The 14,180-nt window shown below is 70.1% G+C and carries 12 protein-coding genes and 3 pseudogenes; 11 read left to right on the top strand and 4 right to left on the bottom strand.

The annotated features are described in order from the left end of the window. Positions 1-15: 15 nt before the first annotated feature. A pseudogene (locus ABZZ17_RS20185) lies at positions 16-219 on the top strand (IS256 family transposase); the annotation flags it as partial. Positions 220-248: 29 nt separating this feature from the next. On the opposite strand, the gene ABZZ17_RS20180 reads toward ABZZ17_RS20185, so the two are convergent. Then, the gene (locus tag ABZZ17_RS20180) at positions 249-563 is read right to left on the bottom strand and encodes a hypothetical protein (RefSeq protein WP_356877663.1); all 315 of its coding nucleotides are present in this window, start codon (positions 561-563) and stop codon (positions 249-251) included. A 580-nt stretch (positions 564-1,143) separates the two neighbouring features. Beyond that, a complete protein-coding gene (locus ABZZ17_RS20175; protein WP_356877662.1) occupies positions 1,144-1,533 on the bottom strand; it encodes a hypothetical protein in 390 nt (129 codons plus the stop codon). A 1,011-nt stretch (positions 1,534-2,544) separates the two neighbouring features. Between ABZZ17_RS20175 and ABZZ17_RS20170 the strand changes: the two genes are divergently transcribed. From ABZZ17_RS20170 to ABZZ17_RS20140, 7 genes are all read left to right on the top strand, one after another. Next, positions 2,545-3,303 (top strand): DUF6368 family protein, encoded by a 759-nt coding sequence (locus tag ABZZ17_RS20170; protein WP_356877661.1) that lies wholly within the window; start codon positions 2,545-2,547, stop codon positions 3,301-3,303. 9 nt (positions 3,304-3,312) lie between these two features. Continuing rightward, positions 3,313-3,915: a TetR/AcrR family transcriptional regulator gene (locus ABZZ17_RS20165; RefSeq protein ID WP_356877660.1), complete on the top strand. Its 603-nt coding sequence runs from the start codon at positions 3,313-3,315 to the stop codon at positions 3,913-3,915. 73 nt (positions 3,916-3,988) lie between these two features. Beyond that, positions 3,989-5,167, top strand: coding sequence for an MFS transporter (locus ABZZ17_RS20160; RefSeq protein ID WP_356877659.1), 1,179 nt, complete (start codon positions 3,989-3,991; stop codon positions 5,165-5,167). Positions 5,168-5,479: 312 nt separating this feature from the next. After that, positions 5,480-5,938 carry a hypothetical protein gene (locus tag ABZZ17_RS20155; RefSeq protein ID WP_356877658.1) on the top strand — a complete coding sequence of 153 codons (459 nt, stop codon included), beginning with the start codon at positions 5,480-5,482 and terminating at the stop codon, positions 5,936-5,938. Positions 5,939-6,058: 120 nt separating this feature from the next. Next, positions 6,059-6,997 carry an NADP-dependent oxidoreductase gene (locus ABZZ17_RS20150; protein ID WP_356877657.1) on the top strand — a complete coding sequence of 313 codons (939 nt, stop codon included), beginning with the start codon at positions 6,059-6,061 and terminating at the stop codon, positions 6,995-6,997. A 160-nt stretch (positions 6,998-7,157) separates the two neighbouring features. Further along, positions 7,158-7,991, top strand: coding sequence for a DUF3592 domain-containing protein (locus ABZZ17_RS20145; RefSeq protein ID WP_356877656.1), 834 nt, complete (start codon positions 7,158-7,160; stop codon positions 7,989-7,991). 14 nt (positions 7,992-8,005) lie between these two features. Further along, a complete protein-coding gene (locus ABZZ17_RS20140; RefSeq protein WP_356877733.1) occupies positions 8,006-8,140 on the top strand; it encodes a hypothetical protein in 135 nt (44 codons plus the stop codon). A gap of 129 nt (positions 8,141-8,269) precedes the next feature. On the opposite strand, the pseudogene ABZZ17_RS20135 reads toward ABZZ17_RS20140, so the two are convergent. Then, a pseudogene (locus ABZZ17_RS20135) lies at positions 8,270-8,650 on the bottom strand (DUF6879 family protein); the annotation flags it as partial. A 748-nt stretch (positions 8,651-9,398) separates the two neighbouring features. Here ABZZ17_RS20135 and ABZZ17_RS20130 point away from each other — a divergent pair. Continuing rightward, positions 9,399-9,791, top strand: coding sequence for a hypothetical protein (locus ABZZ17_RS20130; protein WP_356877655.1), 393 nt, complete (start codon positions 9,399-9,401; stop codon positions 9,789-9,791). Positions 9,792-10,103: 312 nt separating this feature from the next. Here ABZZ17_RS20130 and ABZZ17_RS20125 read toward each other — a convergent pair whose 3' ends face one another. Then, entirely contained in the window at positions 10,104-10,751 is a 648-nt protein-coding gene (locus ABZZ17_RS20125; protein WP_356877654.1) for a hypothetical protein, read from the bottom strand. Between the two features lie 1,086 nt (positions 10,752-11,837). Here ABZZ17_RS20125 and ABZZ17_RS20120 point away from each other — a divergent pair. Beyond that, the gene (locus ABZZ17_RS20120; RefSeq protein ID WP_356877653.1) at positions 11,838-12,350 is read left to right on the top strand and encodes an EF-hand domain-containing protein; all 513 of its coding nucleotides are present in this window, start codon (positions 11,838-11,840) and stop codon (positions 12,348-12,350) included. 619 nt (positions 12,351-12,969) lie between these two features. Beyond that, positions 12,970-14,177 (top strand): annotated as a pseudogene (locus tag ABZZ17_RS20115) (IS701 family transposase). Positions 14,178-14,180 lie beyond the last annotated feature (3 nt).

The following is a 14,180-nucleotide window of genomic DNA, read 5'->3' as shown; positions in this document are numbered from 1 at the left end:
CCATTGATTCGGCCCTTCGCCACCGTCCGGCTGCGGACCAAGGTCACCAAGGGCGCCGGATCCCGCGCCGCCGCCCTCGCCATGGTGTTCAAACTCGTCGAATCCGCCCAAGCCCGCCGGCGCTCGGTCAACGGCGCCCACCTCGTCACCCTGGGCCGCGCCGGAGCCCGCTTTCAACGTGGTCAGCTGGTCGAGCGGCCCGCGCCTGCCGCTGCCTGACCGAGCTCGACCGTCGACGAGCCGCTCGCTCACGCCGCGGGCGGCCAGGCGATCAGCCTCAGATTCGCAGGGGCCGGATTCCTGCCCAGACACCGCAACGTGAGCTGCCTGCCACGTAGCCGAGGTGTCCAACCGTGGTGAAGCAACGCGTCCCGGATGGCTCCGGCAACCAACCCCGGTGCGACCACCACGCCGTGCTCAACCCACGTCACCATGCGCTGTCCATCAACTTCCTCATGCAGGACGACGATCGCCACGCCGGACTCGTCGTCGGGCGCGACCACCCAGCGATAGCGCTCCCCGTCGACGACAACAACCCGCGTTCCCTTTTTTGCTATGGCCATGCAATGCAGCTTTTCAGGTCTCGTACCGCCGCACGAGCTCGCGCACAGATCGACGGTGTGCCTACTGTCGGGGCGTCGTGCAGCACGGCGGGGCCTCAACCGATCCGGCGCCAGACGTCGTCTGGATGTTGCCTCACACGCGCAAACTCCAGCCTCCATCTCGACGCGTTTCGCACCTCTGACCGAGGTCAACCAATCCTCAAGTATCGACAGCGCTCTCGCGTGGGCGTCAGCGGCTGGAGTCCACGCTGCGGCGCAGCAGCCTCGGATCAAGGAACTGCTGCGCGCGCAGGAGACCTTCGTGGAGGAGCTGTTCGACGCGCTGCTGGACGAGCTGGGCTTCCCTGAAACTGTCCGCTCCGCATCTCAGCCACTAGAAAATGACGTCTAAGGGCCGACCGCTAACCGGCTGGTCCACCGGCGCCAGCCCCGCCGAGGACATCGGGTGGCGCCCAGGCCCGCACCACGCTGCTCTAAGCCGTCGCACGCCACCACTACCCTCACCTGCTCGCCGCCATCGTCGAGGTCGGCGGTGAGCTGGAGCTCCCAACTGGCCGTAACGGGCGATTCAGGGGCGCGGTCAGCGCCGGCCGCCGCCGATGCGGCGGTCGTCGGCCAGTGCGGTCAGCGGGCCGAATTCGCAGGCCAGCTGGTTCCACGTCAGAACCTCGCCACAGCGGGCAGGGAACTCCTTCGGGTTGAACTCGGGCATGGTCCAGGTGCCAGTGCCCCTGTCCCGCAGCCACAGGTCCCCGTCACCGTCGACCACAGTCGGCGGGACCGGTACGGGCTCGGCCTGATCGGTGGGCTCCCAGGTGACCCGGCCCGGGTGGGAAGCGCGGCGCAGCTCGGTGGTGGCCAGCCGCGCCGCCAAGTCCCGGGTGGACTCTTCGGCCTCCTTGACCGACGTGAGTCGGAATGCGTCGTCAAGTACGGGCAGGGCTGGATTCTTGCTGCGCTTTGAACTCATACGCTGACTACCTCCGGTGGGGGGCGTCACATCCCTTATGGCACCCCGTAGAGGAACACGGTATCCGAGGCGGGAGCCGGGCCGGCTACGCCCACTGTCCAGGTGGAGGCGCTGACACACCGGACGGTGGGGCCAAGGCACGACGCGTCCGCTGTGGCCCCAGGTTCCGACCCGTGCCGGGAGCGGTGCGCTGTGCGGACCTCGAGTGGCCGCCGGCCTATGCGGGAGTCGAGGTAGCAGGGTCCGCTGCGCCTAGCCAGTGATCACACCGGGCGGGGGCGGAGCAAGCGGTGGCGTGTTCGGGAAGGGCGGAACTCCCTCACCCGGCGAGCCCGTCCCCTTGCCACGTCGTTCGGGATGGACGCCATGCCTGGTCTCCCCTTCGAATGCATGGAAGTGTCCCGGGATGCTTGGATCCTTTAACAGGTGATCTTGACCGATTGCCAGGCGAGCTTGACCGGTCAGCTGTTTCGGCACCAACGACGGGCGCACGTGCCGCGGCGGAGAGCTCATCACCGCACGAAGTCGCTGACGCAGTTGCCGGTGCAATCGCCGAACGAGCTCAAGATCATCCCTAAGACGAGGATCGCCAGGACAATCCACGCTACGTGGGCAAACGAATTGTCTTTTCCATTCGGGGGTTTCGGTGTTCCGCCCCGCGGAACCTCATTGTGGCTCTCGGGCTCGCCACCGGCGCCGTCGTGTCCCTCGTCCACCATCGTGTCATCCCCCGTCGCGGCGTGTCCTCCCATGGCACGGCGTCAGGTCTCGTCCGTCAAGGCATGCGGCGGATTGCATCCGAACTTGACGGCGCCCGGAGGCGTCGCGGTCCGTGCGGCCCTGGGCACCCGGTCGGGCGGCGCTTCACAGGTGGAGGGTGTGGCTTTGTTCACGGGAACGGGTTCTGGCTCTGGCTCTGGCTCTGGCTCTGGCTCTGGCTCAGGTTGTGTGGTGAGGGCACGCTGAGTAACCGGTTGAGGGATGGAAGCCTAGGCTGGCTAGGCTCTCGCCATGAGCGGTCCGGTGTTGGTGATTGAGTTGGCGGAGCCGGTCCCACCCGTAGCCGTCCAGCGGCTCCGGGAACTCCTTGTCCGTTCCTCGTCTCACTTCGAGGAGAAGCGGGTCGGCGAGTACGACCTGAACATTCACGCGGAAAGTCTCGGCATTGCCGAAACCGCGGGCATCGACGGACGCCGGCCTGTCATGGTCTCTCTCATGGGGCCCGGCGTCGGCGATGAGGGCATCTTCGAGGCCGAGCACGCCGACGAAGTCGACCAGGAACCCCTCATCGGCTTCACCCCGACCCACGCCGTCAACGTCATGGCGTTCTGCAACAGGCCGGTCGACCACGTCGTCACGGCCCTGCTGACCGCTGCTGTCATGGACGTGATCGGTGGCGTCGCCAATGCCGAACTTCTTGAGGATCAAGTCCCGATCGTGACCGGCCTTCCAGGCGTCATCGCGACGATGACGGATCCGTGGCCTGTCGCCTACGGTTCAGCGGAATTCCTCAGAGCGTGGGCTCGGCAGCCCGGGTTCCGGCTGAGCCGCACCTGGCCGACGCCCAGGACGACGCCGTCGACGTCGCCGAGCGGGTCGATCCCCGTCACCGCCCTGGCAAGTGCCGGCTCCCGCGTCTGTAGGGAGCTCCACCTCGTGGGCACCGCTGCGGCGGGAACATCGGAACGGCGTGTGGGGACCGGCGCGCAGCCATCGGCGTCAGGTGGCCCTGCCGACGCATTATGTATTTCAAGATACAGAACGTGGTAGCGTCCACGCATGGCCAGACCACGATCCTTTGACGAGACGACGGTGCTCGAAGCGGCGGCGGCTCAGTTCCGTGTCCACGGCTACGCCGATACGTCGACCGAGCAGCTCTGTGAGGCCGCTGATGTGCGGCGCAGCAGCCTGTACAACGCGTTCACGTCCAAGGATGAACTCTTCGTGCGGGCACTGGAGCACTATGCGACCACCATGCGAGAGCTTCAGGCGGGGATCCTGACCGACACTTCCCTCAGTGGTGGCGACCGGCTCCGGAAGCTCGTCGATGCGATCGTCGACGAGGAGCGCGTCGCTCGCGACCAGGGCCATGCCGCCGGCTGCATGGGCGTGCACACCCTGATGAATCCCGACTTGCGGGCGCGCGACGAGCGCATCGCACGGATCCTCGAGCGCGACCTGCGTGAGCGACTCGGCCTGCTCGAAGACGCCATCCGGGCCGGCCGCATGGACGGAAGCATTCCGGACGGCCCTGACGCCGGTGAAGGCGCGGTCCTGGTCAACACTCTCATCGCCGGCCTCCGGGTGACCGCGCAGACCGGAGTCACTCCCGCGATGCTGCGCCGGATCGCACTCGGCGGGCTTCGCTCCCTGCTGGTCTGAGCGAAGTGGGCGGCAAGCCCTCGTCTCGGCATGCCCAAATTTTGGACTTCAAAATACAGAAAGAGTTCCTGCTGTGAACAAACGACCTCTCCACTGGCTCATGCTCACCCTGCTCCTGGTAGCCATGAGCGAGTTGCAGACGATGGGCATGCTGCCCGACATGGCCCGTAGCCTCGGTGCCTCGACCGCCGCGATCGGCGCCTTCATCTCGATCTACTCGTTCGGCATGGCCATCGGCGGCCCGCTCATCGCCTGGGCCCTGCGCAAGGTCCCGCCCAAGACTGCGCTGTTGGGCGTCGTCACCGCCTACGCGGTGATGGAAGCCGCCGTCCCCCTGGTACACAGTTACTGGTGGATCGCCGCGCTTCGACTGCTGACAGGAACTCTCGGCGGCGCCGTGTTCGGTCTCACCCTGACCATGGCCGCCAGGCTCGCCCCCAGCCCCGACCGCATCGCGTCCTCGATCACCATCGTCCTCAATGGGCTCATGCTCGGTGCAGTCCTCGGCCTGCCCATCAGCCACGCCATCGCCAGCGCCTGGAACTGGCAGACGAGCTTCGTCGCCCTCGGCGGCGCCGGCCTGCTCATCGGCCTGCTCGACCTGCGTACCCTGCCCGTCCTGCCCGCGGCCTCCGCGCAGGCCACCGCCGACGAGCTCCAGCAGTTCCGCTCGCCCCGCCTGTGGAGCCGCTACCTCGTCAGCCTGCTCACCATCGGCGCGACCTACGGGGCGTTCTCCTACTTCACCCCCCTGCTGGAGCAGGACGCGGGCTTCTCCTCCCATGCGACGACCGCGATCCTCTTCGGCTACGGCCTGTGCACCGTCATCGGCAACAACCTGGTGGGCCGCTACGCGGACCGTCATGCGGTCACCCTGCTGCGCATCGGCCATCTCGTCCTGGCCGGCTCGCTGGTGCTCCTCGCCCTCTTCGCCCACCTGCCCTGGGCCGCTCTGCCCGGTGTACTCCTGGTCGGCCTCGTCGGCGTCACGATGAACCCCGCACTCGTTGTCCGGGTCGTCGCAGTCGCCGGAGCCGGAAACCTGGTCAACACCGTGCACACATCCGTCATCACCCTCGGCGTCGTGGCCGGCAGCGCCATCGGCGGCGTCGCCATCAGCGGCGCCGGCGACAGCGGTTCAGCCGCCGCCATGTGGACCGGCGCCGTCCTCGCGGTCCTCGCCACCTGTGTCCTGACCGCACAAACCGTCGAATACAAACGACGCGTCCGCCCGCAGCCGGTACAAGGCTGACTCAGCATCCCGCCCCGTCCGCGCCCGGCTCCAGGGCGCAGGCGGGCACCACCTGGGGCCGGGCGATCGACACCATGGCCGGGGCGCCCTGGAAGCGCAGCGCCGGCTCGACGACTTGATGTACGTGTACCCACCCGCGCTGATGGACCTCATGGGCCCTGTGGCCGCCGCCCGGGCATCAGGCGTGATCGCCGTGCACGGCTCTGACCAGGTACGCAGAGCCGACCAGGATAAGTAGGCGTACTCAGGTGGCGCGCCCCGGCAGCTTCGAGACTGGCACCAGGACGAACGAAGCGGAACAGGACGGGGAACGTGATGGTGCGGCGCTGGTCGAAGCCCGAGATGTGGGTGCCCGGGGGATACCTGGCGCTGGTGGTCGCGATGCTGGTCTACGTCGCGGTCGTCAGCCGGACCGGGGATGTCGGGTTCTTCGGAGTCTGGCCGATCCTGGCCACCGCGCCGGTCAGCCTCTTCCTGCTGAGCACCTTCGGACCCGCCGCGGCCGCCCTGGAGGAGCCGGCCCCAGTCGAGGGGCCCCTCTACGAAGGCTCGCAGCCGCCCACGAAGCTGCCCACGGACTACCCCTCGGAGTCGGACCCGCTCCCTGCGGACTGGGTGGCACCTGACACTTCCGTCGGCAAGCTCGACATGTGGTCCGAAGCCGGCTTCTACGGTGCGGTCCTGGTCGGCGCCCTCGTCAACGGCGCCGCGATCTGGGCCCTGCTCCGCTACGTGGCGCGACGGCGCTACGCCAGGAGTGCGCGGGTCTAGGCTGCCGTCAGTACTGCGGTGACCTGCGGGTTCACCGGGTCGTGATGCCGGGAACGCCAGAACACCGCCGGGCGGCGAAACCGCTTCCCCCTCATGATCATCTGGCGCAGAATGCTCGGCATGACGATGACACGCGTGATCACCCAGCAGACCATCGGCGGCTCCGACGTCCTGGAGCTCGCCGAGACACCCACTCCGTCCCCCGGCCCTGGGGAGGTGCTCGTGGGCGTACGGGCCACCGGTATGAACCCCGCGGACTGGAAGGTCCGCATCGGCAAGGTGGACTTCTTCGGCCCGCCGCCGTTCGTCCTGGGCCACGAGTTCAGCGGCACGGTGGAGGGCGTCGGCGAGGGCGTGACCCGCTTCGCGATGGGCGAGGAGGTCTACGGCTGGACCGTCCCGCCGCAGGGCAGTCATGCCGACCACGTGGTGGTGACCGAAGACCGCATCGCGCCCAAGCCGCGCACTCTCGACCACGTCGGCTCCGCCGCCCTGCCGATCTCCGGCTTCACCGCCTACCAGGCCCTGATCACCCTCTCCGACGTACAGCCGGGACAGCGGGTGTTGATCCACGGCGCGGCCGGCGGCGTCGGGCACCTCGCGGTACAGATCGCCAAGGCCCGCGGCGCGTACGTCATCGGCACCGCCCGCGCCACCAAGCACGAATACCTCCGCGGACTCGGCGTCGACGAGGCAATCGACTACACGGCCCGGGACTTCTCGACCCTGCGCGACATCGACGCCGTGCTCGACACCGTCAGCAACGACTACGGCCCGCGGTCCCTGCCCACCCTCAAGCCGGGGGGCATCCTGGTCGACGTTGTCGGCGTCGGCGTGGACCGCACGCTGGTCATGGCTCGCGCTGCCGAACTCGGCGTACGGTTCGTGGAGTTCTTCCTGGAACCCACCCCCGCCGTACTGACCGCCTTCGCCGAGCTCGTCGACGCGCACGGCATACGGCCCACGATCTCCGAGACCCTCCCGCTCACCGAGGCCGCGAAGGCCCACGAGCTGAGCGAAACCGGACGGGTCCAGGGCAAGATCGTGCTCGTACCCTAGGAACCGTGCGGGACCGAAGTCCGCGCGGCTTCGCCTCGTACTCGTGTCGATCCGGCGCTGGGGCGAGGTGAGCCTCCGGACAACCGGGGGCGGTGCCCGGGCCATCCCGATCACGGCGATACCGAAGCCGCGGGCTGCGCTGCGCCCTACGATCATGATCATGCCGATCACATCTCCCATACCTGTTCTGCAGGGAAGCAAGAAGACCGTTCTCCGCTCCGTCGGCGGGGCGCTGCTTCTGAGCCGCCCGCATGAGGAGCTGAGCATTCCGCTGGCGGCGATCGAACGGGTACGCGCCGCGGGCCGGTCCGTCGCCGTCGAGCTGACCGCCGCGGTGGGGGCGACGCCGGCCGTCCACCGGGTCGGCGGTGTGAGCGAGGCAGCCGCCAGGGCCTTCGCAGATGCCGTGAACCGTGCTCTGCCCGAGCGTGCCGAAGGGGACGTCGTGGTCGACGGCTCCGGCCTGGTCGTCACGCGCGTTCTGACCGAGTCCCAGGCAGAGAGGAGGCGGCGCGCCTTCAGGTGGGGAGCGCTTGCCGTTGCCCTGGTGCTCGTCGCTGTGGCCTTGGCCTTCGGAATCCGCGTAGGCGGGATCGACGGTTTCATGCTGGCGGTTGCCACTCTGCTCGGCGGGTTGTTCTCAGCAGTGGGAATCGCGGGCGGTGCTGCGGGGCTGTGGTCGGCGTGCAGGGGGTGGTACCTGACCCGGCGCGGCATCACCGTCGAGGCGGAGAACGCGGCTGAGACACCCGGCGAGCTCCGTGGGTCGGGGACGTACATCTACACGGACACGGCGGGCGTCAGCCGGAGCATGGCTCTGGGAAGAACCGGTGCCGAGACCATCCAAGTCGCCTATGACCCTCAGGACCCGGCAAGGGTGGTCACCCACCGCTCAGGGCGTCGGACGGCCGTGTACGTCCTCCTCTCCCTGGTCTGCTTGTGCTTCGGCCTCGGCTTCACGTTCGCCTTGATCATGATGCTCATCACGGCGTGAAGGTGCCCACGAGCGTGTCCGGTCGAACTGTCACGTCCGTCGCGCCTGCGCAATGCGACGTCGTCACCGACACCCCCGACGGCATCACCGGCCTGCTCCGAATCGGCAGCGGCAAGAACCGCGTCGGCCACCACCGGGCCACAGCTTGACCACGGCGGGATCCTCGGTGTGATCCGGTTCGAGTGCCTCGCCTTCGCCGGAGAAGACGTTCCACCGGGCACGACCCGGTCGTCGATGGGCCAGAAGTCGTTGCCGGGCAGCGCAAGGGCGGAGGCGTGGCGACGGCCGAGCCAGCGGACTTCCTCGCCGGCGCGGACGTCGGCGTCGGTGATGGCGTGCTCGAAGCGGATGTACTCGGTGACCGGCTCGGACACGATCCGGACCCGGGCCACCTTCAGGCCGCGGGCGACGGTCCGCTCCACCAGCGGCAGCCACCCGCTCCAGTACGCCGAGTCGTCCGCGGGAACGCTGCCGTCCCTCAGGAACGCGCTGTAGACCTCCCGTTCCTCACCGACGGCATAGACGTCGCGTAGCTCCAGGTGCAGTGCACGAACGCGGGCGGAGCCGAGCAGGGTCTCAAAGCCGGGTGCCGGCGGCTTCTGCGGGATCGCACGCCCTCCTGATCTGCTCCACCCTCCGGGCCGGCATGGTGACGCCACGATCTCGGGAGCCACCCCCTGCGGCCCGGACGCTGGGCAAGCCCTTCGTGCGGTGGGGCTTGCCCACCGGACCCGTGACCGGTCGGCAGGCCGGGCGTGACCGGTCCGTCTCCAGCAATCCGTCAAACGGCACGTCAGCGCTGTGACCGACCCGTATATCTCCCGACCGCGCCCACTCGCTTCCAGCCATCAGCACCGTGAGACCCGCCGGACGCTGACCGAGCAAGACCCCCTGCAGGCCTGAACAGCCGGGTCCCTGATCCGGAAGCAGGGGCCAGGCCGGCTGTGACGGCGCCACGGCCGTCCGCCTCGGGGTCTTGGGGGACCTCGCACTTCTCGGCCAGGTTCCCGCACGGCGGCCGATAACCGACGTTGCCGCGACCGCGGGGGCGAAGGTGCTGTACGCGCTGACCGAGGACCACACCGCCCCGGTACGGGTCATCGACCTCGCCACCTTCACCCAGACCGGCACGATCGCGATCCCCGGCCTGTTGGGCGAACCGAGCGCGATGACACTCACCCCCGACGGCAAGGCCCTGTTCGTCAGCCACCGCGCGGGCGTCGCCGTCATCGACACGGCCACCGGGATCGTCACCCGCACCCTGATCGCCGGCGACAAGGAGCACCGTTCCCCGCAGCTCTCCGCCGACGGCCGACTGCTCTACTGCGCCTGCGGGGAACGCGTGGTCCGCTTCGACCTGGCCACCGGCAGCGCCGAAAGCAGCAGCGAGCTCAAGGCGTGCTGTGGGTGCGGCTGTCCGCAGACGGCGCGCACCTGTACGCGACCGGGCACGACGGCGTGTTCCGCCTTGATGCCCGCACCCTGCAGGCCACCCATCACGAGACGGACTGGATCGGCATCTCCACGATGGCCGTGCACCCCGACGGGCAGCGGCTGTTCGGCACCGGCGGAGACATCCTCGACGCCGCCACCCTGAAGACCACCTCCATGTACCACGCCATCGGCGGCCAAAGCCACGCCCCGATCATGTTCTCCCCCGACAGCACCCTGGTGATCACCGCACGCGACCTCGCCGTCATCACCAAGACCACCCAGACCGGCGGGACCGGACGCCAGAGCAAACTCCCCGGCATCGCCACCGCCGTCACCACCGCAACACCCCCCACCCCCCGCACCTGACCACCCACCCCACACCCGCGCGCGACCGAGTGCCCGCCGCTTCCCTGCCGTTCCCCCCGGTCAAGCCGTGGGCCCGGTAGCCGCCTGGCGGGCCGCTCACCCGCACCACCGGGAACGGCGGCGCCTGCCCACGCCTACGTGGCGGGAGGCGTGCACGGCCCGGGACTCAGAGGCCGCAGGGGAGCACCCGGACCGGGTGGCGGGCGCGGCCGGGGTGGAGGGCGCCGCCGTCAGGGAACGTGGTGCCGGCTGCCGGTTCATCACCGGCGCAGCCTCCGCTCCGGCCGCCCACGCCAGCGGCGGCCGGCCGGGTCAGGCCCAGGACACGATCACGGCGCCGGGACGGCCGCTGGTACCGGGCCGGCCTTCGGCGCCGGGTTCGCCGCCGGTGCCGAGCTGCGTGCCGTGGACGTCATCGGCGCGCCCGCCGCGTCCACCGTCCCCGCCGGGAGCCCCGTGCCAGGCCTTCGCACTCGTGCCGCTCCCGCCCGGCCCGCCGGCCACACCGCGCTGTCCCGGATTGCGGGCCGTGATCCGGTCGGTGCCGGCGACCGCGCGCAGGACCTCGGAGAGGCCCTCCCCCGCCGTGCCGCCCTCGCTGGGGTGCCCGCCGCTCCCGCCGCTGCCGGGCTCGGAGTCCTCGAAGAGACCGGCGTGCCCGCCTCCCTGACCGGCCTGGCCGGCGCCGACCTGTGCGACGAAACCGGGCCGGCCGCCTGCGGCGCAGGCCGACCAGGCGCCGCCGGTGACCGAGCTCATGCCGCCCTCGCCGCCGCCGCTGTCGCTGTCGCTGTCGCACTGTCCGGCACTGCCGGGCCGGCCGGAGGTGACCGTGAACGTGTTGCCCCGCGCCCCCTTCACCCCACCCGAGCCGCCCGACGCACCGCTGCCTCCAGCACCGCCACCACCGACGGTGATCTTGAACCTGACCGGCCGCTTGGATCCGGAGAGGTCGAACACGCACGTCGTGAAACCGCCGCTGCTGCCTCCCGCCCCACCGGCACCACCACCGCCTCCCCCGCCGCCGGCACCGGTAGAGCTGCCGTTGTGGCCGCCGCCGCCTCCACCACCCCCGCAGCCCCCCGCACCCCCGCCTCCGCCACCCCACAGGGAAAACGTGACGCGCTTCGCCCCCACCGGCGCCGTCCAGTACACCGGCTCACCGGACCTGCCGAACACCTCGGTACCCGGGACCGCCTGCGCAGCGGGTGCCGGGGCCGTAGCGGACATCGCCCCAGGAACCACCGCCGCCCGCGCCGGTGCGGCAGACACCTCAGCAGACGCCTCCCGGGAACTCTCCTGCTGATCAACACCACGCGACATGGCCACTCCTTCGAACACCTCGACTTGGGCCCGGCCAACCACAAGCCGGACCGCCGACCGGCCGGCCGGGCTCACGCCCCGGCCAACACCACAAGCCGTCCAAAGGTGTTCCGGGGCCACCCACACGAGCATGCGCGCCTCGCCGCCGGCCGACGGCTCCCTGCTCGGCAGCGGCCGTCCTGTGCCCAGGCCGGGTACGACGTGGTGCTGGCCGCCCGCAGCCAGGAGGAGGCAGACGCGGCGAAGGCCACCATCGGCAAGTCCTTGGGCCGTGCGGTGTCCAAGGGCCGGCCGACGCAGGACGCCGCGGACCGGACGAGAAGGTGTCGGCGTACCTGCGGACGGGGCAGGCCGCGGACGCCACCTGCGCCGCCCGAGCAGCCCGAAGCCGGCCCGCGACGACGCGGTCCACTTCAGCGTTCCCCCGGTGACGGTGAGGGTCGGGACACCATCGGCGTACGTGAGCGCGAGCCTTCCGTGGACTGGGTCGCGGGTCTCGGCCGCCCGATCCAGGGGCACCTGGATGATTCCCGCGTACGTGTCGCCCTGGGGCTTCTTGTTGCTCATGCCGCCACGCCGTCAGACCACCCGCCCGGAAGCGACGCCGGACTCGCGCCCATCGGCCGGCGCGGCAGCGGTGGTGACCTGGCGCCAGGGTGATCGTTTCCGGGGTGGGAGCGGTGCCCGCTGCTTCTTCGGCTTCGCGTAGGAACGAGGGTCCGGGTGGACACCATCACGGCCAAGCGGCACATCTTCTCGATGCTGGATGTCGACGGCGACGGGGTCATCTCCCGCCCGGAGTACCTTGCCCGGCCCGAACGCGCGGCAGCGGCCCTGGGCCGGGCGGGCGACGACCCGCTCCTGTCCTTGGCGCGCACCGCGCACGAGCGGGTGTTCGCGTCGATGGACGCGAACCGGGACGGACGGGTGACCTTCGCGGAGTACGAGGCGTGGGCGGGCGGGGAGGCCTTCGACGAGGTGTGCAGGCAGGCTCTGGGATCGCTGTTCGACCTGGCCGACACCGACAGCGACGGACACCTCGACCGGGCGGAGTTCACCCGGCTGCGCCATGCCTTGGGCAACCCCGCCGACAACGCCCGTGCGGCCTTCGACGCGCTGGACGAGGACGGTGACGGCCAGATCGACCGCGACGCCTACCTGGCACAGATCCGCTCCTTCGTCACCGACGGGTCCTCGCCCATGGCGCGTGCTCTCCACGCGCAGAACCACAGCTGAGCAAGGGGCAAACGGGACGCACTCGTCGGTGTCTTCGTCGTCCGCCGGGACCGCGGGGTCCGTCGGGTCGCGCAGGGGCCGCATGCCCCCGCCGGCCGGGCCGGAGGGACGGAAGGCGTAGCGGCCGAGCACACCCCGGAGCATGACGAAGGGCCGCCGCCTCGATCCCGAACCCCCCTTCCGGCGAAAGTACGCAGGTCAGATCCTGCGCGTCGATCGGGTCGAAAGGGGCCCGGAAGGGGTTGTGTGCACGGTCCACGTGGTTCGCGAGGAAGCGAACGGCCATTGATCAGGACCCTGTTGAGGATCTTCCGCGCGGACTACTGCGAGACATGCGGTGGGTGGTCGAAGCCATCCTGCGGGCACTGAACCAACCGGCTCTGCAACGAGGTGTACGAGAGCCCCCGGCGCGTGCGGTTCACGTCGGGGGCTGCGTGCTGCTCGGGGAGTTCGGCCGCTACACGGGCGGACGGCCAGGGGTCGGGGTGGGCGGCGGCAACGGGAGCGGCGGGCCAGGGTCCGGCGGAAGCTGCGGGCCGCCCGGTAGTGAAACGTCCTGGCTAGTAGTGCCTTGTTAGCCGGTCTTGTCACGTCGGGTGTTCGGTAGTTCGCTGGCTGTATGAGGGCTGGGGAGCTTGCGGCGGTGCGGGTTCGGCTGGAGGAGTTCGCTTCCGAGGTGTTCGCACCGTTGGTGCGGCGGGACTGGCTGGAGAAGGGCCAGTTGTATCTGCGCGGGCTGTTGCTGGACGGCCGGCGCAAGTCGATGCAGCCGATGGCCGGGCGTCTGGGGGTGGATCATCAGCGGCTGCAGCAGTTCATGACGTCCTCGACCTGGCCGGTCGAGGAGGTTCGGGCCCGGCTGGCGTGGCGGGCGGTGGCCGTGGTCCGCCCTGAGGTGTGGGTCGTGGACGACACCGGTTTCCCCAAGGACGGCAAGCCCTCGCCCGGGGTGGCCCGCCAGTACTCCGGCACTCTGGGCAAGGTCGGCAACTGCCAGATCGGCGTCAGCGTCCACGCCGCCTCGGACACCGCCTCGTGCCCGCTGTCCTGGCGCCTGTTCCTGCCCGCCGCCTGGGACGGGCCCGACACCGAAGCCCGCCGACGGGCCTGCCGGATCCCCGACACCGTGCACCACCGTCCGAAGTGGCAGCTCGCCCTGGACATGCTCGATGAACTCGCCGCCACCGGTCTGCGGCCCGCGGTCCTGGTCGCGGACACCGGCTACGGCGCGAACGCCGACTTCCGTCACGGCCTGGACGAGCGGGGCCTGGCCTACGTCCTGCAGGTGAAGGGTGAGATGACCGCCCACCGCGAAGACGCGGTGCCGCACCGACCCGACTACGGCGGCCTCGGCCCCCGGCCGCTGCCCCGCTACCGCACCCGCCCCGTCTCCTTGCGCGGGCATGTGCTGGCCGCAGGCCGCGGCAGCGGCCGGACCGTGACCTGGCGCAAGGGCTCGAAAGCGGCCATGAGCTCGCACTTCGTACTGCTCAGGGTTCGGCTCGCCGGCCGTCGTCCCAAGCCGGCCGCCGACGGCACGATCCCGCCCTCCTGGCTGATCGCCCAGTGGCCTGAGGGCGAGAGCGAACCGGTGAAGTACTGGATCTCGAACCTGCCCGCCGACATCCCGCCAAGGACCTCGTCCGCCTGGCGAAAGCCCGCTGGCGGATCGAGCACGACTACCGCGAGCTGAAAACCGCTCTGGGCCTGGACCACTTCGAAGGCCGCTCGTTCACCGGCTGGCACCGCCACGTCACCCTCGTCACCGCCGCCCACCTGTTCCTCACCGAACAGCGGAGGAGCCCAAAAGCCCCTGCCAGGGCCTGACCC

It is taken from the genome of Streptomyces sp. NPDC006512, assembly GCF_040611935.1.
Classification (GTDB): Bacteria; Actinomycetota; Actinomycetes; order Streptomycetales; family Streptomycetaceae; genus Streptomyces.
The sequence above is the reverse complement of the archived record's forward strand: the minus strand, read 5'-3'. Positions and strand labels throughout refer to the sequence as shown.